This window comes from Klebsiella sp. GN_Kp190, from assembly GCF_040061795.1.
In the GTDB taxonomy this organism is placed as follows: domain Bacteria; phylum Pseudomonadota; class Gammaproteobacteria; order Enterobacterales; family Enterobacteriaceae; genus Klebsiella; species Klebsiella michiganensis.
In genome coordinates, this window is the sequence record NZ_JBEAFN010000074.1 from 40,130 (window position 1) to 56,425 (window position 16,296).

Annotated in this window: 14 protein-coding genes; 8 read left to right on the forward strand and 6 right to left on the reverse strand. The window is 59.1% G+C overall.

Annotation, left to right across the window (positions count from 1 at the left end):
• Positions 1 to 388: 388 nt before the first annotated feature.
• The 3 genes from abgT to ABLU67_RS27170 all read right to left on the reverse strand — a co-directional run bounded on the left by abgT (position 389) and on the right by ABLU67_RS27170 (position 4,783).
• Positions 389 to 1,915 carry a p-aminobenzoyl-glutamate transporter gene (abgT, locus tag ABLU67_RS27160; RefSeq protein ID WP_025105810.1) on the reverse strand — a complete coding sequence of 509 codons (1,527 nt, stop codon included), beginning with the start codon at positions 1,913 to 1,915 and terminating at the stop codon, positions 389 to 391.
• A gap of 112 nt (positions 1,916 to 2,027) precedes the next feature.
• On the reverse strand, positions 2,028 to 3,473 hold the full coding sequence (locus ABLU67_RS27165) for a M20 family metallopeptidase (protein ID WP_048262176.1): 1,446 nt from the start codon (positions 3,471 to 3,473) through the stop codon (positions 2,028 to 2,030).
• Positions 3,473 to 4,783 carry a M20 family metallo-hydrolase gene (locus ABLU67_RS27170; RefSeq protein WP_265837584.1) on the reverse strand — a complete coding sequence of 437 codons (1,311 nt, stop codon included), beginning with the start codon at positions 4,781 to 4,783 and terminating at the stop codon, positions 3,473 to 3,475. Before ABLU67_RS27170 ends, ABLU67_RS27165 begins: the two co-directional genes overlap by 1 nt.
• Positions 4,784 to 4,949: 166 nt before the next feature.
• On the opposite strand from ABLU67_RS27170, the gene ABLU67_RS27175 reads away from it, so the two are divergent.
• On the forward strand, positions 4,950 to 5,858 hold the full coding sequence (locus ABLU67_RS27175) for a LysR family transcriptional regulator (RefSeq protein ID WP_014229560.1): 909 nt from the start codon (positions 4,950 to 4,952) through the stop codon (positions 5,856 to 5,858).
• Positions 5,859 to 5,940: 82 nt separating this feature from the next.
• Positions 5,941 to 6,504, forward strand: coding sequence for a DNA endonuclease SmrA (gene smrA / locus ABLU67_RS27180; protein WP_025105807.1), 564 nt, complete (start codon positions 5,941 to 5,943; stop codon positions 6,502 to 6,504).
• On the opposite strand, the gene ABLU67_RS27185 is transcribed toward smrA, so the two are convergent.
• Entirely contained in the window at positions 6,501 to 7,307 is an 807-nt protein-coding gene (locus ABLU67_RS27185) for an IclR family transcriptional regulator C-terminal domain-containing protein (RefSeq protein WP_004851343.1), read from the reverse strand. The genes smrA and ABLU67_RS27185 overlap by 4 nt on opposite strands.
• Positions 7,308 to 7,474: 167 nt before the next feature.
• Here ABLU67_RS27185 and ABLU67_RS27190 point away from each other — a divergent pair, with 167 nt between their 5' ends.
• From ABLU67_RS27190 to pcaC, 6 genes are read left to right on the forward strand one after another with little or no spacing between them, the layout of a single operon-like run.
• Entirely contained in the window at positions 7,475 to 8,161 is a 687-nt protein-coding gene (locus tag ABLU67_RS27190) for a 3-oxoacid CoA-transferase subunit A (protein ID WP_038424589.1), read from the forward strand.
• Positions 8,162 to 8,171: 10 nt separating this feature from the next.
• Entirely contained in the window at positions 8,172 to 8,828 is a 657-nt protein-coding gene (locus ABLU67_RS27195; RefSeq protein WP_116280804.1) for a 3-oxoacid CoA-transferase subunit B, read from the forward strand.
• 10 nt (positions 8,829 to 8,838) lie between these two features.
• Positions 8,839 to 10,041 (forward strand): 3-oxoadipyl-CoA thiolase, encoded by a 1,203-nt coding sequence (gene pcaF / locus ABLU67_RS27200; RefSeq protein ID WP_004851337.1) that lies wholly within the window; start codon positions 8,839 to 8,841, stop codon positions 10,039 to 10,041.
• Positions 10,042 to 10,050: 9 nt separating this feature from the next.
• Positions 10,051 to 11,403, forward strand: a complete 1,353-nt coding sequence (locus ABLU67_RS27205) for a 3-carboxy-cis,cis-muconate cycloisomerase (RefSeq protein ID WP_049083973.1) — start codon at positions 10,051 to 10,053, stop codon at positions 11,401 to 11,403.
• Positions 11,393 to 12,160 carry a 3-oxoadipate enol-lactonase gene (gene pcaD / locus ABLU67_RS27210; protein WP_025105805.1) on the forward strand — a complete coding sequence of 256 codons (768 nt, stop codon included), beginning with the start codon at positions 11,393 to 11,395 and terminating at the stop codon, positions 12,158 to 12,160. Before ABLU67_RS27205 ends, pcaD begins: the two co-directional genes overlap by 11 nt.
• Positions 12,150 to 12,533, forward strand: coding sequence for a 4-carboxymuconolactone decarboxylase (pcaC, locus tag ABLU67_RS27215; RefSeq protein WP_064377268.1), 384 nt, complete (start codon positions 12,150 to 12,152; stop codon positions 12,531 to 12,533). Before pcaD ends, pcaC begins: the two co-directional genes overlap by 11 nt.
• Positions 12,534 to 12,613: 80 nt before the next feature.
• On the opposite strand, the gene fumA is transcribed toward pcaC, so the two are convergent.
• The gene (gene fumA, locus ABLU67_RS27220; protein ID WP_064374898.1) at positions 12,614 to 14,269 is read right to left on the reverse strand and encodes a class I fumarate hydratase FumA; all 1,656 of its coding nucleotides are present in this window, start codon (positions 14,267 to 14,269) and stop codon (positions 12,614 to 12,616) included.
• A gap of 51 nt (positions 14,270 to 14,320) precedes the next feature.
• Positions 14,321 to 15,826, reverse strand: a complete 1,506-nt coding sequence (locus ABLU67_RS27225) for an anion permease (protein WP_004851326.1) — start codon at positions 15,824 to 15,826, stop codon at positions 14,321 to 14,323.
• Positions 15,827 to 16,296: the final 470 nt, after the last annotated feature.

Genomic DNA, 16,296 nt, shown 5'->3' on the forward strand with positions numbered 1-16,296 from the left:
ATACTCCGAAAAGGTCAACAAACAGGGTCAGCATGGACTATTAATTATGAGGTGAGGAAAGCGATGTTTATTTTTACATTCACTCGCAGACGCGTTGGCAAGGCGATTTTGCTACCTTTATCCGGCGGCGAATTCACCGGCAACCATCCGGCGCGGCAGATAAACAGACTGGCTTTCCTTGAGTCCATGATTTCCCGGCGTTTCTGCGCGGGTTTTTACCAACAAAGGTGGTGATATGCAATATATGATGACTGGCGTTGTAATTGTGATTATCAGCGGCTTAGTAATTCATCTGATCGCTTTGGCGATTGAAGGACTGTATAAAGTCATCAGTAACCGCGCGACCTGGCGTTAACGTTTTTGTGGCCTTCCCTGGCCTGTCGCGACGTTAAGGTAATCGCGGATAAATACCCGGTCCGATGGGCAGCCCCACGAGGTACCAGCCAACCAGCAGCAGTAGCCAGACGGCAAGGAATATTAATGGATAAGGCAAGACCAGCGAGTAGTAGGTTCCAAGCTTAGCGTCGGGCCGGTAGCGCTGTAAGAAGCCGAGAAATAGCGGCACAAACGGCGATACCGGCGCCAGCGGCAGCACCGATGAGTCGGCGATGCGAAACAGAATCTGCGCAAATGCCGGGTGAAAGCCCAGCAGCATAAACATCGGCACGAAAATCGGCGCCAGAATCGACCAGATTGCCGAACCGCTGGCGATAAACATACACAAAAAGGCGGATAGCAGCGCCAGGCCGACAAACGCCGGTACGCCGTTCATTCCCGCGCTCTCCAGCAGATCCGTCAAGCCGACGGCCATAAATTTCCCCATATTGCTCCAGTTGAACATGGCGACGAACTGGGCCAGCGGGAAGACCATCACGATAAAACCTGCCATCTCTTTCATCGGCTCAATCATCAGCTGAGGCAAGTCGGCCTGGCGGCGAATTTTGCCGGTGGCGATGCCGTAGGCCAGTGAAACGACGAAGAAGAAAAAGATAATGAGCGGGACGATCCCTTTTATAAACGGCGAAGGCATCACGGTATGCTTGATGGGATCGCGCAGGATACCGTTTTCCGGCACGACCATCAGCGCGATCGCCGCCACGAATAACAGCGCGGCCACGCCGGCCACGCGCAGGCCGAAGCGCTGTTCCGGCGTCAACGTCTGCAGCGTTTCATCGCTGTTGCCTTGCCATTGCCCTAACCGCGGTTCCACCAGTTTATCGGTAATCAATCCGCCAACCAGCGTGAGAACGATCACTGAGGTTGCCATAAAATACCAGTTATCAATCACGCTGACGTGGAGCGAGGCGTCAAGGGTTTTTGCCGCTTCGGTGCTGATGCCAGAGAGCAGGACATCGGTGGTGACGATGAGCAGATTGGCCGTGAAGCCGCAGCCGACGCCGGCGATGGCCGCCAGCAGCCCGGCAACCGGGTGGCGGCCGACGGCGAGGAACATCAGGGCGCCCAGCGGCGGCATAATCACCAGCGCGGCATCGGAAGAGATGTGGCTAAAGAAGGCGATAAACAGCACCATATAGCTGGCGTAACGGGCGCTAACGTGGGATGACATTTTCACCATCAGCGAAGGCAGCAGGCCCACTCGTTCCGCAAAACCGGCCCCCAGCACCAGAGCCAGAATGGCCCCCAGCGGCGCGAAACCGCTGAAATTCTTAATGACGTTCGGCAAAAACCAGTGCAATCCTTCAACGCTAAGCAAATTTTTCACCACCACTCGCGAGCCGTCGGTGGGGTTCTGTACCCCGACGTTCAGCGCCGACAGGATGGCGGTGGCGACCATTAACGCCACAATCAGATAGATAAACAGTAAAAACGGATGCGGGACCTTGTTACCTATTTTTTCAACCCAGCCATAAAGCTTACCGGTGGGGGAAGGCGACGGTATGGATGACATACTCATGGGCGTTCCTCAGTTGTCGTTGTTGTGTTGGTTGTCTCTTTACCCCTGGGCGTGTCAGCCGTTATTTTTTTGGCGATTACCGCGTTGCCGTACTCCATCCACGGGGCTTTTATTATTTTAAAATCGAAGGGTTGATCTCCTGTGGAATGGGGCACCGGTAGGGCCTTTCGGCTAAGACCTGCGCCAGTTCCTGCTGGCTGGCGGTCAGTAACGCCCTGTCGCTGAACAGACGAATGGCCGTCGCGCCCAGCACTTTCCCCGCCAGCAGCATCCCTTTGTGGGCGATGGAGGTTCTGCCCTGGCTCACCAGTTGCCAGGAGTGCAGCGGCGTCCCGACGGCAAAACAGGGGCTGAAGCACTGGGCCACGGGGGCCTTCCAGCTCACGTCGCCGACGTCGGTAGAGCCCGCAAGGATGTTGTCCGTTGCCGCCCACGGCGCCACTTCATCGATCAGGCGCGTTTCGCGGTGGCGGCGGGCGAACGCTTTCCCGTCCTCGCCGCCGGTGTCGGCAATGTTTTTCAGGCTGTTATTGATATCGTTCGCGCTCAAGGTTGCGCGAATTTCGGCGGCGAATGCGCGCTCTTCCGCGCTCCAGGGCGGCGTGCCGTAATGGCAAACCGCCTGATACATCGCCGCTTCCAGCGTGCGGTTGGGCAGATAGCTGGAACAGGCTTTTTCGAAGCGACAGCTGACGCGGGTCTCGGTCATCAACGCCGCGCCCTGGGCGATTTTCTCGATCCGGGCGAAGATTTGCTGCGCGTCGGCCATTTCCGGCGCGCGTATGAGATACAGCACCTCCGCCTGCGCCTGGACAACGTTGGGGGAGACGCCGCCGGTATCGGTGATGGCGTAGTGCACCCGCGCCTTTTCGATAATATGTTCGTTAAGGAAGTTGCTGCCGGTGGTCATCAGCGTCACGGCATCCAGCGCGCTGCGGCCCAAATGCGGCGAGTTTGCCGCGTGCGCCGCGGTGCCGGTAAACCGCCACGCCGCCTGAATGTTGGCAAGGGTGCGGGTGCTGAACATCCCGGCCCAGGCTTCCGGATGCCAGGTCAGAGCGGCATCGATGTCATCGAATAACCCCTCGCGGACCATGAAGGTTTTCCCCGAGCCGCCTTCCTCGCCGGGACAGCCATAGAAGCGAAGCGTGCCGGCGCCGCCCTGTTGCTGCAGCCAGTTCCTGGCGGCGACCGCGGCGGCGAACGCCGCCGTACCAAGCAGATTATGCCCGCACCCGTGACCGTTTTCTCCCGGCGTCGAAGACGCGGGTTCCGCGCAGTGGGCCTGCTGGCTGAGCCCCGCCAGGGCGTCAAATTCGCCGAGGAGGGCAATCACCGGTTGGCCCGCGCCGAAGCTGGCGATAAAGGCGTTGGGGATCCCGCCGGCATTGCGGGTCAATTGAAAGCCTTCCGCTTCCAGCGCATCGGCCAAACGCGCAGCGGACCAGAATTCCTGAAAGCGGGTTTCCGGATGGTCCCAGATATCATCGGCAATGGCGCAAAAATCGTTGCGCCGCCCCTCAATAACGTCATCGACAAATTGATAAACGTGTTCCATTACACACCTCGCTGCCAGGGAAAGTTCAGGGCGACGCGTGCTAACGTTTCGACGGCCAGGGTCATCACGTTCTCGTCGAAATCGAATTTTTGATTGTGGTGACCGGCGCTCAGTTCCGTGCCGAATATCATGTATGAGGCGAGACCGCCGCGCTCCTGGACCCGGGCCATCATCAGGGTGGCATCCTCGGAACCCGCCGGGGCAGCGATACGATCGACAGCCTGTTTAACGCCGGGGACCTGGGCCGTCTGCTGGCGCAGATAGTCCACCCACGCCGGCGACGGGGCGCTGGAGGTGGCCGCGCCCATCAGCTGCAGCTGGTAACTGGTTTCATACATGATCGCCGCGCCGGCGATCGCCTGTTTAGCCCGCTCAAAGACGTACTGGTTAATGGCATCGGTTTCGCCACGGGTTTCGACTTTTAATAGCGCGGAGGAGGGAACCACGTTACGCCCGGTACCGGCCTGCATGACGCCGACATTAACCCTTGATGCCCCGGCGCTGTGCGGCGCGATGCTGTGCAGGGCAAGGGCGGCCTGGGCCGCCGCCAGTAGCGCGTTACGGCCATCTTCCGGTTTACCACCAGCGTGGGCGGCGACGCCGCTGAACTGCACATCGAATTTGGTGGTGGCCATAAAGTTATCGCCGCCGCAGACGACGGTGCCGGCAGGGACGCCGGTACCGATATGAATGGCGGTAAAGTAATCCACCTCATCAAGTACGCCCGCCGCGACCATGGCGCGCGCGCCGCGGGTACCTTCTTCCGCCGGCTGGAAAATCAGCACCATCGTCCCGTTGAGCTGCGCGGCATACTCCTTCAGAACGTGCGCCAGACCCAGCCCGATTGCGGTGTGACCGTCGTGGCCGCAGGCATGCATCATGCCGTCGTTGCAGGAGGCAAAACGATCGCGATGCGGACGGTGACTATCGTCATGCTGCTCGTTGAGATCGAGCGCATCCATGTCGACGCGAAACGCCAGCGTCGGCCCCGGCCGCCCGGTATCGAGGGTCGCCACCACTCCGGCGAAGCCGCCTTCAAACGCCGGTAGCCAGCGTTCAGGCGCACCCTGCGCGCGGGCGCGCTGGAACGCCTGCGCCAGCGTCTCTTCATCAGGCAGGCCCATACGGCTATCGGCATCGATAACGTCGCGCCCCAGCGCCAGCTGATAACCCAGACCGTCTAATACTTCCGCCACTTTGCTGGCGGTGCGGAACTCCAGCCAGCCGGATTCCGCATGCAGGTGAAAATCGCGACGCCATTCGGTCATTTTTAGCGCCAGCTGGTTGATGAAATCATAAAGTTGCGGCATAACCTTTCCCGTTATAAGCAAAAACTGTGATGGTGTTCACGAAGTGATAGCCTTTACTTATCACCCATCACTTTCATGCACTCTCATCCTTAACCTGCCACAGCACAATCGATTACAGTAGATGTCATTTTCTTCTGTCTGATAAACACTGGTTATCACTCACAACATGTCATTTCAGATTAAATTTCACCACATTCGCGCCTTCGTTGAGGTCGCGCGCGAAGGAAGTATTCGCGGCGCCAGCCGGGCGTTGGCGATTTCGCAGCCGGCGTTGACCAAAGCGATTAAAGAGCTGGAAGAGGGGCTCTCCGCGCAGCTGTTTGTGCGCCGTAGCCAGGGGGTGGCGTTGACCGAAAATGGCGAAAGTTTTTATCAACATGCGAGCCTGATCCTGGAAGAGCTGCGGGTGGCGCAGGATGAATTGCTGCAACGTCAGGGCGAGCAGGCCGGGCAGATTAATATCGGCCTTGGCGCCAGCGTAGCGCGTTCGCTGATGCCTTCGGTTATTTGCCGCTTTCATCAGCAGCATCCGCTGGTGAAGGTGCGGATTATGGAAGGACAGCTGCTGGCGATGATTAATGAACTGCGTCAGGGTGAGCTGGATTTCACCATCAATACTTACTATCCCGGCCCCTACGATCATGAATTCAGCTTTGAGAAGCTATTTGAGAAACCCTTCGCGGTATTCGCCCGCGCCGGTCACCCGGCGGCACACGTCACTTCACTGACCGAGCTGCTCGATCACCACTGGACGATGCCGACGCCGCGCGGTAGCTACTTCAAACAGCTGCAGGAGATGTTTAACCAGGCCGGACTGGCGCCAAAGGTGGATATCGTTTGTGAGACCTTCTCTTCGTGCATTAGCCTGGTGGTGAAAAGCGATTTTCTCAGCATTCTGCCGGTCGAACTTGGCAACGACCCGATGATGGCGGATAAGCTGGTGATGATCCCCATTCGAGAAGCGTTACCCAAAGCCACCTATTTTCTGATTCAGCGCCGCGATACGCGGCAAACGCCCTTAACCGCGTCATTAATCACGCTGTTTCGTCGTCAGAGCCGACAACTATTTCCATAATCGCGCAGAGGTGGCTAAACGCGTTGAGGAGGCGCCGCGAGACGGCTATAGTAACCACCCGGTAGTAGCTGGAGGAGCGCGCATGAACCTTGACGACAAATCCCTATTTCTTGGCGCCATGGAGGACGTTCAGCCTCTGAAACATAATCACGACGTTCACTGGCACCCCGCGCGCAATACTCGCGCCGCGCTGCGGATTGATCCCCTGCAGCTGGATAACTTTCTGACCACCGGCTATCTCGATATTGTGCCGCTGGCAACCGCCCTTGAGTTTAAGCGGGAAGGTCTGCAAAGTGGCGTCCTGGAGAAGCTCCGGCGCGGCAAATACGGCCAGCAGGCAAGCCTCAATCTGCTGCGCCAGCCGGTGGAGAAGTGCCGACAGAATCTGTTTGCTTTTGTGGTCCAGGCGCAAAAAGAGGGGCTGCGTAATGTGCTGATCGTGCATGGCAAAGGGCGCGACGATAACGCGCACGCCAATATTATTCGCAGCTACCTGGCGCGCTGGCTGGTGGAACTCCCGGAAGTCCAGGCGTTCTGCGCGGCGTTACCGCACCACGGCGGCAGCGGCGCCTGCTACGTGGCCCTGCGGAAATCGGCGGAGGCAAAGCAGGAAAACTGGGAGCGCCACGCCAAGCATAGCCGCTAGCGCATCAACAGCGTCAGTTCCCGGGCTGCTTTCTGTAGCTCGGGTAACACCCGCTCCAGCATCTCGTGCGTGGAGACCTGCCCGGCGTGTACGCCGACGTTCAGCGCAGCCTGAATCTGCCCCTGAGGGTTAAACAGCGGCACCGCCAGCGAGCGCAGCCCCATCTCGAGCTCCTGATCGTTAAGCGCGTAGCCCTGCTGGTGCACGCGCTTAAGTTCGGTACGCAGCTTCGCAACCGAATCAACGGTTTGCGGGGTATAGCGAATCATCGTGACCCGGCCCAGCATATCGTTCAGCTTCTCCTCCGGCTGATAGCTCAGCAGCACGCGTCCCATGGAGGTCGCCCAGGCGGGCAGGCGGCTGCCGATGTCGAGATCGATGGTCATAATGCGCGAACTCGACGCGCGAGCGATATAAAGAATGTCGTCGCCGTCGAGAGTGGCGATGGAGCAGGACTCATTGAGCATTTCGCTTAAATGCTTCAGCACCGGCTGCGCCGAACGCGCCAGCGGCGTGGAGGCAAGCCAGGCGTGGCCCAGCGCCAGAATTTTCGGTCGCAGCTGGAAATTTTTACCATCTTCGGCGTAAACAAAGCCCAGTTTGCTCAGCGTATACAGGCAGCGGCGCACCGCCGCGCGCGGAATGCCGGTCTTTTGGCTGATCTGCGAAATTGAGAGCAGCGGGCGCTGCGGAGTAAACGCCTGGATCACCTCCAGCCCGCGCGCCAGCGAAGCCATAAAGTTCGGATCGCCCTTAAACGGATCGCTATCGCCCGTCAGTAAATCATCTGGATGCTTCTCCATTTTCTTCTCCGTATTTGCCGTCGATCACATTCTTTCGCTAAACATACACGATGTTCGATTATCGCACCATATTTCGATTATCGCCCTTGACCAGCATCGTTAAGCGGGTCACATTTTGTGCGAACAACGAATAAAAGTGCGATTACCGCACATACAGGAGCGACCTGATGATTGATAAAAGCGTGTCGACGCTACGTGATGCCATCGCCGGGATCCACGACGGGGCGACCATAATGATTGGCGGTTTTGGCCCCGCCGGGCAGCCGACGTACCTGATAGATGCTCTGATAGAACAGGGGGCCCGTGATTTAACCATTATCAATAACAATGCGGGCAACGGCGAAGTCGGCCTGGCGGCGCTGCTGAAGGCCGGTCGGGTGCGAAAAATGATCTGTTCGTTCCCACGTCAGGTTGATTCGCAGATTTTCGATGACCTTTATCGCCGCGGCAAAATTGAGCTGGAGCTGGTACCGCAGGGCAACCTCGCGGCGCGGATCCAGGCGGCAGGCGCTGGCCTCGGCGCGGTGTTTACCCCCACCGGCTACGGTACGCCGTTGGCGGAGGGGAAAGAGACCCGCGAAATCGACGGGCGTCATTACGTGCTCGAATACCCTATCAGGGCCGACTTCGCGTTGATCAAAGCCCACCAGGGCGACCGCTGGGGAAACCTGGTTTATCGCAAAGCGGCGCGCAATTTTGGCCCGATTATGGCGACCGCCGCGAAAACCACCATTGTAGAAGTTTCGCAGCTGGTGCCCTTGGGCGATCTCGACCCGGAAAGCATCATTACCCCGGGCATTTTTGTGCAGCGCGTCTACTCCCTGGAAAACCTGATTGCCGCTAAAAGCGCCTGAGGAACTCTTAATGCAAAAACTGACTCGCGATGAGATGGCCCAGCGCGTGGCCCGCGATATTCCCGAAGGCGCTTACGTCAATCTGGGGATCGGCTTGCCCACCCGCATCGCCAACTATCTTCCTGTCGATAAAGAAATCTTCCTGCACAGCGAAAACGGCCTGCTGGGGATGGGGCCGAAACCGCTGCCGGGGGAAGAGGATCCGGAGCTGATTAACGCCGGGAAAGAGTATGTGACTCTGCTCAACGGCGGCTGCTACTTTCACCACGGCGACTCCTTCGCCATGATGCGCGGCGGGCACCTCGATATCTGCGTGCTTGGCGCTTACCAGGTTTCCGCCAGCGGCGATCTGGCGAACTGGAGTACCGGCGCGCCCGACGCCATTCCTGCCGTCGGCGGAGCGATGGATCTGGCCATTGGCGCTCGTCAGGTCTTCGTGATGATGGATCACCTGACCCGCGACGGGGAGTGCAAGCTGGTAGAGCACTGCACCTATCCGCTGACCGGCGTCGGCTGCGTCAGCCGTATCTACACCGACCTGGCGGTCATCGATATCAGCGAAAGCGGCCCGGTGGTGCGGGAAATCTTTAATGGCCTCTCTTTTGAGGAACTGCAGCGCATCACGCCGGTGGCGCTGACTTTTGCACAACTGGCGGAAAGCGCGTAAGGAACCTATGATGAATCAGGCATTTATCTGTGATGCGGTGCGGACGCCGTTCGGCCGCTTTGGCGGTACCCTGGCCACCCTGCGCGCCGACGATCTGGCGGCGCTGCCGCTGAAAGCGTTGCTGGAGCGCAACCCGGGACTCGATCCGGCGCGTATTGACGATGTGATTTACGGCTGCGCTAACCAGGCGGGGGAAGATAACCGCAACGTTGCGCGCATGGCGCTGCTGCTGGCCGGTCTGCCGGAAAGCGTACCGGGCAGTACCGTAAACCGCCTGTGCGGTTCCAGCCTTGATGCGATCGGTATCGCAGCGCGCGCGATTAAAAGCGGCGAAACTCAGCTGATGATCGCCGGCGGCGTGGAGAGCATGTCGCGCGCGCCTTTTGTGATGGGCAAGGCCGAAAGCGCCTTTAGCCGCACGATGCGGATGGAAGATACCACCATCGGCTGGCGCTTCATTAACCCGCAGATGAAAGCGCTGTACGGCGTGGATTCGATGCCGGAAACGGCGGAAAACGTGGCGGACGATTTCGCCATTTCGCGGGAGGACCAGGATGCGTTTGCGCTTCGCAGCCAGCTGCGTACGGCGGCGGCGCAGGAGGCCGGACGCTTTGCCGACGAGCTGATTGCCGTCTCGGTGCCGCAGCGTAAGGGCGAACCGCTACTCTTTAGCCGCGATGAGCACCCGCGCAGCACCACGGCGGAGGCGCTGGCCAGGCTGCGCGGCGTGGTGCGCGCCGACGGTACGGTGACGGCAGGTAACGCTTCCGGAGTCAACGACGGCGCCTGCGCGCTGCTGCTTGCCAGCGAGCAGGCGCTGGCCGCCAATGATTTACAGCCGCTCGCCCGCGTGGTGGGCGTCGCGACGGCTGGGGTGGCGCCGCGTATTATGGGATTTGGCCCGGCGCCGGCGGTACGTAAGGTGCTGGCGCAAACCGGGCTAACGCTTGGGCAGATGGACGTCATTGAACTGAATGAGGCCTTTGCCGCTCAGGCGCTGGCGGTCACGCGCGATCTGGGTCTGCCCGACGATGCGGCGCACGTCAACCCTAACGGCGGCGCGATAGCCCTCGGACATCCGCTTGGCGCCTCCGGCGGCCGTCTGGCAATGACCGCGGCGTACCAGCTGCGCCGTACCGGCGGGCGCTATGCGCTGTGCACCATGTGTATCGGCGTCGGTCAGGGGATCGCGCTGATTATAGAACGCGTTTAAGGAGCCATAATGAGTTTGTTGACCCCGATGATGCGCACCAGTCCGCTGACCGCCTGGTTCAGCGATGCGCAGCGGGTACAGGGGATGCTGGATTTTGAAGCCGCGCTGGCTCGCGCTCAGGTCGAATGCGGCCTCGTGCCGCAGGCGGCGCTTAATCCCATTATTGAGAGTTGCCGGTACGAAAACATCGACTTCTCCGCGCTGGGGCAGGCCGCCGCCAGCGCCGGGAATCTGGCGATCCCGCTGGTCAAACAGCTGACCGCGCGGGTTAAACAACGGGATGACGCGGCGGCGCGCTACGTACACTGGGGGGCGACCAGCCAGGATGCTATCGACACCGGCTTTATCCTGCAACTGCGCGGCGCGCTGGCGGAAACGGACTCCCTGCTGCAGCAACTGCTCGACGCGTTAGCCCATCAGGCGGCGCGCTATCAGGATACGGTGATGCCCGGGCGTACCTGGATGCAGCATGCGCTGCCGGTCACCTTCGGTCTGAAACTGGCCGGGACGCTGGATGCGCTGCTGCGCTGGCAGGTGCGTCTGCGAGAGATGCGCTCAAGGGTGCTGGCGCTGCAGTTTGGCGGCGCGGCGGGCACCCTCGATTCCCTTAAAACGCAGGCGCCGCGGATCGCCGGCGCGCTGGCGAAAACCCTCGACCTGCAGCTTCCGGACGCGCCGTGGCACAGCCAGCGCGACCGGCTGCTGGAGGTGGGGGCATGGTACGCGGGCGTCTGCGGCACGCTGGGTAAATTCGCCAATGATTTTTCTCTGCTGATGCAAACCGAGGTTGCAGAGGTGGGTGAACCGGTCGCCGAGGGACGCGGCGGATCGTCTACCATGCCGCACAAACGCAATCCCATCTCCTGCGCCGCTATTTTGACCGCCGCCCAGCGTACGCCCGGGCTGGTGGCAACGCTCTATGCCGGGCAGATCCAGCAGCACGAGCGGGCGCTGGGAGGCTGGCAGGCGGAGTGGGAAACGCTGCCGGAGCTGATAACCCTCGCCGGCGGCGCGCTGGCGCAGAGCGAAACGCTGGTCCGCGACATGCAGGTCTTCCCGCATAAGATGCGCGCCGACCTCGATATCACCCATGGCCTGATTATGGCCGAGGCCGTCACCCTGGCGCTGGCGGAGTTTGTCGGCAAAGCCGAGGCTCATCACCGGGTTGAGGCGCTGTGTCGCCAGGCGCTGGATGCGTCACGTTCGCTGTTAAGCGTGCTGGAAACCGATCCGCTGGTGAGCGAGCATCTCTCCGCCAGCCGCTTAACCCAACTGCTGGACCCGACAACGGCGACCGGCAGCTCAGCACTCTTCGTGCGCCAGGTTGTGGCGCGCTATAAGGAGCAACGTTATGAATGTTGATTATCAGATAGATGGGCCGCAAGACGCGCCGGTCATCGTTCTCTCTAACTCGCTGGGCACTACCCGGGCGATGTGGCAGCCGCAGCTTGAGGCGTTAACGCAGCATTTTCGCGTGCTGCGCTACGATACCCACGGCCATGGCGCCACCCGTAAAAACGGTAAAGTGACGCTGGCGCAGCTCGGCGAAGATGTGATTGCGCTGCTCGATCATCTTAATATCGCTAAAGCCTGGTTCTGCGGGATTTCAATGGGCGGCCTGACCGGCCTGTGGCTGGGGCGCTTTGCCCCTGAACGTTTTCAGGGGCTGGTCGTTGCCAACACCGCTGCGCGTATTGGCGACCAGGCCGGCTGGCTGTCGCGTGCCCGCACGGTGCGTCAGGAAGGGATGGCAGTGGTCGCCGCAGGCGCCGCGGACCGCTGGTTTACCCACGCATTTCGCCAGAAGACGCCGGAAGTGGTGGAAGCATTGTGTCACCAGCTGACCCATATCGATGCTGAAGGCTATGCGGCCTGCTGCGAAGCGCTGGCCGCCGCCGATCTGCGTGGAGAGGTCGCGCAGATCGCGATTCCGGTGCTGATCGTCGCCGGAGAAAGTGACCCTGTCACAACGGTGGCGGACGCCAACTTCCTGCATCAGCAGATCCCGGTCTCTGAAGTCGTCGTGCTGGCGGCTTCGCATTTATCGAATATCGAAGCGCCGCAGGCGTTCAGCTCGGCGCTGCTGGGTTTTGTTCAGGGGGAAAAGCATGGACGATAAACAGCGGTATCAGCGGGGAATGGAGGTCCGGAGGAAGGTGCTCGGCGATGCTCACGTCGATAAGACGCTGCAAAAGCTGACGCCGCTTAATGAAGAGTTCCAGGATTTTATTACCCGCTACGCCTGGGGAGAGACCTGGGCCCGGCCGGGGCTCGATCATCATACCCGCAGCATGATCACTATCGCCATGCTGATTGCGCTGAACCGCGAAGCAGAGCTGAAAATGCATCTGCGCGCGGCGTTTAATAACGGCGTCACCCGCGATGAGCTGAAAGAGCTGATTATGCACTCCGCGCTCTACTGCGGCCTGCCCGCCGCCAACGCCACGATGCATCTGGCGCAGCAGGTATTTGAAGAGATGGATGCCGTTTAGCCGCCAGGCAGGTTTGTCGCTCATCTCAGGCCGTCATGCGACGGCCTTCGACGGTTACCCGCCGCCAGGGGCGGGTAATATCATCCTCTTTGCTGCGAACAGCCTGCGCACTGCTTATTCTGGATCTGCTGGAAGAAGTCATTGCCTTTGTCATCCACCAGAATAAACGCCGGGAAGTTTTCCACTTCGATTTTCCAGATGGCTTCCATCCCCAGTTCAGGATAGGCCACGCACTCCAGGCTCTTGATGCTCTGCTGCGCCAGCACCGCCGCCGGACCGCCGATGCTGCCGAGGTAAAAACCGCCGTGTTTATGACAGGCATCGGTGACCTGCTGGCTGCGGTTGCCTTTGGCCAGCATCACCATGCTTGCGCCGTGGGATTGCAGCAGGTCGACGTAAGAGTCCATGCGGCCTGCGGTGGTCGGGCCAAGGGAGCCGGACGCATAGCCTTCCGGGGTTTTCGCCGGGCCGGCGTAGTAGATCGGGTGATCTTTGACGTACTGCGGCAGTTCCTCACCGTTATCGATAAGCTCTTTCAGCTTCGCGTGGGCGATATCGCGGGCCACAATAATGGTGCCGTTGAGCGTCAGACGCGTCGAGACCGGATGGGCGGAAAGCTGGGCCAGAATCTCGCTCATCGGCTGATTAAGATCGATGCTGACGACCTTGCCTTCGCCCTGCTGGCGCAGATGTTCGGGAATATACTGACCCGGGTTGCTCTCCAGTTTCTCAATCCAGATACCGTGGCGGTTGATTTTGGCTTTGATATTGCGATCAGCCGAACAGGAGACGCCCATGCCCACCGGGCAGGAGGCGCCGTGGCGCGGCAGGCGGATGACGCGGATATCGTGGGCGAAGTATTTGCCGCCGAACTGCGCGCCGAGACCGAGGTTTTGCGCCTCCACCAGCAGTTCCTGCTCCAGCTGAATATCGCGGAAGGCCTGGCCGTGTTCGTTGCCTTCGGTCGGCAGTTCGTCGTAATAGTGGGTAGAGGCCAGCTTCACCGTTTTTAGCGTCGCTTCTGCCGAGGTACCGCCAATCACAAAGGCGATATGGTACGGCGGGCAGGCGGCGGTACCGAGCGTGCGCATCTTCTCAACGAGATAGTTTTTCAGCTTCGCCGGAGTGATTAACGCTTTGGTTTCCTGATACAGATAGGTTTTGTTGGCCGAGCCGCCCCCTTTGGCCATACAGAGGAATTTATATTCATCGCCGTCGACGCTGTAGAGGTCGATTTGCGCAGGCAGGTTAGTCCCGGTGTTGACCTCTTTGTACATATCCAGCGCGGCGTTCTGCGAATAGCGCAGGTTATCCTCGGTATAGGTGTTATAGACGCCGCGGGCGAGGGCCGCTTCATCACCGCCGCCGGTCCACACGCGCTGGCCTTTCTTACCCATAATAATCGCCGTGCCGGTATCCTGGCAGGTGGGCAGCACGCCTTTGGCCGCGATTTCAGAGTTGCGCAGGAACTGCAGCGCCACGTACTTATCGTTATCGCTGGCTTCAGGGTCGAGAAGGATCTGCGCGACCTGTTTTTGGTGGGAAACGCGCAGCATAAACGCCGCATCGTGAAAGGCCTGTTGTGCCAGAAGGGTGAGGGCCTGAGGGTCTACTTTGAGGATCTCCTGGCCTTCAAATTCGGCCACGGACACGTGCTCTTTGCTCAGCAGATAGTATTCAGTCTGATCTTTTGCTAGCGGAAAGGCTTCCTGATAGACAAATGGTTTAGTCGACATTGCTTTGCTCCCTAAGAGTAAAACCGCCGGGTTCGGCCCGACGGTTATGAATCAGAACATCATGGACATCCACGGATAGCCAATCAGCAGCAGGGCGGCCAGGAAGATGGCGCCGAAAATGGTGCCGAGACGCCAGTAGTCTTTGGTCGGCAGATAGCCGCTGCCGTAGTAGATTGGGCTGGGGCCGGTACCGTAGGGGGTGATAATCCCCATCACGCCGAGCGAGGTCACCATCAGCAGTACGAACACCTGCATATTCATCCCCGGAATGGTGGAGGCGATAGTCAGCATGGCCGGCAGCAGCGCGGTGGTGTGTGCGGTGGTGCTGGCGAACAAGTAGTGCAGCAGATAGAACGCCAGCAGCAGGACGACGGTCGCGACGCCCGGGGAGATGCCGCTCATCAGCGCGCCGCCTTCTTTACCCAGCCAGGCGATAAAACCGGTGGAGGAGAGGCCGTCGGCCAGCGCCACCAGGGTCGCGAACCAGGCAAAGGTATTCCACGCCGCTTTGTTGCTGGTGATATCGTTCCACGAAAGTACGCCGGTCCACAGCATCAGCACGATAACCAGCAGGGCGGCCAGCGCCGGTTCAATCCATTCGGCGGCGAAGATCCACATCATCAGCGCAAAGCAGACGAAGACCAGCAGCAGAATTTCATTGCGCGACAGGCGGCCAAGTTTTTCCAGCTCGCGGGCGGCCCACAGCGGCACTTCATCGTTGACTTTCACTTCCGGCGGGTAGAACCAGTAGGCCAGCAGCGGCATTGCCAGAATCAGCAGGATACCCAGCGGCAGGAAGGCGATAAACCAGGTGCCCCAGGAGATATTAATGCCGACGATGCTTTTCACCAGCGCCAGCGCCAGCAGGTTCGGCGCCAGTGCGGAGAGAAACATCGAGCTGGTGATACAGGCGGCGGTAATGGCCACCCACATCAGGTAGGAGCCGATACGGCGCGCGCTCGGGTCGTTAGGCTTAGAGCCGTACAGCGGCGGCAGGTTAGCGATAATCGGGTAGATAGTCCCCCCGCTGCGCGCGGTGTTGGAGGGGGTAAACGGCGCCAGCAGCAGGTCGGCGAAGGTAATGGCGTAGCCCAGCGTCAGGCTGCGGCGGCCGAGATACTTCACCAGAATAAGCGCCAGACGGCGGCCAAACTGGGTCTTATCGTAGCCGGCGGCAAACATAAAGGCGCCGAAGATAAGCCAGACGGTGGAGTTACCGAAACCGCTCACCGCCCATTTAAAGGAGGCGCCGGCAAGCTTGAACCCTGGCGCGGCCAGCTGTTCAGGGCTGAACAGCAGCCACTGGCTGCACAGCGCAATCACCACCACGCCGGTAATACCGATGACCGCGCCGGGCAGCGGTTCGAAGATCAGACCGACGATCACGCCGACAAAAATGGCAAAGTAGTGCCAGGCGTAAGGGGGAAGGCCGTCGGGCACCGGGACGAATAAGAGTAAGACGGCAACGATAATGGGCATCGCCATCATCAGCAGACGTTTATAAGCAGCATTTGTTGCTGCACCGGCAGGCGGTATGGTTGTCTTTTTCTCTTTCATAATGAGTATCTGCAAGTAGTTAAAAATAGGGTTTGGTCATCGCTTAACCGCTCGATTTCTTTAGTTGCAAAACTTTCTTTAATTATTAATTGTCGATTTTGGTTATTGCGCTGACCATTATTTAACGCGCTTCGTTGGGCGTTAAATTAAAATATTGGGTTATTTATATATTGCGCTTTCATGCGCCGTTGCAATTGATTTAGATCAAAAAAAGCGGGTTGTTAGCCACTTTTTTATTATTGCGGATAACCCTGTTTAGTGAGGTGTTTATTTGTCTGAAATTTGGCTTAATGTTAAATCACGAATGATTCCATGAACTGATAATGTATTTATCTTATTGAATTTTATCGTTTTATATTGATATCCTCCTGGCGGTACATGTTAAAAATGGTTTCAGATTTGTTATTGGCTATATCCACTATGTGAACGAATTATATTTAATTAATAATACAAAGGAGGTATCGATGTTA

What these genes read in the sequence shown, in the direction of transcription:
- ABLU67_RS27170 (WP_265837584.1), bottom strand. Translation starts at nt 4,783, where the DNA reads ATGCCGCAACTTTATGATTTCATCAACCAGCTGGCGCTAAAAATGACC.
- ABLU67_RS27205 (WP_049083973.1), top strand. Translation starts at nt 10,051, where the DNA reads ATGAGTTTGTTGACCCCGATGATGCGCACCAGTCCGCTGACCGCCTGG.
- fumA (WP_064374898.1), bottom strand. Translation starts at nt 14,269, where the DNA reads ATGTCGACTAAACCATTTGTCTATCAGGAAGCCTTTCCGCTAGCAAAA.
- smrA (WP_025105807.1), top strand. Translation starts at nt 5,941, where the DNA reads ATGAACCTTGACGACAAATCCCTATTTCTTGGCGCCATGGAGGACGTT.
- ABLU67_RS27165 (WP_048262176.1), bottom strand. Translation starts at nt 3,473, where the DNA reads ATGGAACACGTTTATCAATTTGTCGATGACGTTATTGAGGGGCGGCGC.
- abgT (WP_025105810.1), bottom strand. Translation starts at nt 1,915, where the DNA reads ATGAGTATGTCATCCATACCGTCGCCTTCCCCCACCGGTAAGCTTTAT.
- ABLU67_RS27225 (WP_004851326.1), bottom strand. Translation starts at nt 15,826, where the DNA reads ATGAAAGAGAAAAAGACAACCATACCGCCTGCCGGTGCAGCAACAAAT.
- pcaD (WP_025105805.1), top strand. Translation starts at nt 11,393, where the DNA reads ATGAATGTTGATTATCAGATAGATGGGCCGCAAGACGCGCCGGTCATC.
- ABLU67_RS27195 (WP_116280804.1), top strand. Translation starts at nt 8,172, where the DNA reads ATGCAAAAACTGACTCGCGATGAGATGGCCCAGCGCGTGGCCCGCGAT.
- ABLU67_RS27190 (WP_038424589.1), top strand. Translation starts at nt 7,475, where the DNA reads ATGATTGATAAAAGCGTGTCGACGCTACGTGATGCCATCGCCGGGATC.
- ABLU67_RS27175 (WP_014229560.1), top strand. Translation starts at nt 4,950, where the DNA reads ATGTCATTTCAGATTAAATTTCACCACATTCGCGCCTTCGTTGAGGTC.
- pcaC (WP_064377268.1), top strand. Translation starts at nt 12,150, where the DNA reads ATGGACGATAAACAGCGGTATCAGCGGGGAATGGAGGTCCGGAGGAAG.
- ABLU67_RS27185 (WP_004851343.1), bottom strand. Translation starts at nt 7,307, where the DNA reads ATGGAGAAGCATCCAGATGATTTACTGACGGGCGATAGCGATCCGTTT.
- pcaF (WP_004851337.1), top strand. Translation starts at nt 8,839, where the DNA reads ATGAATCAGGCATTTATCTGTGATGCGGTGCGGACGCCGTTCGGCCGC.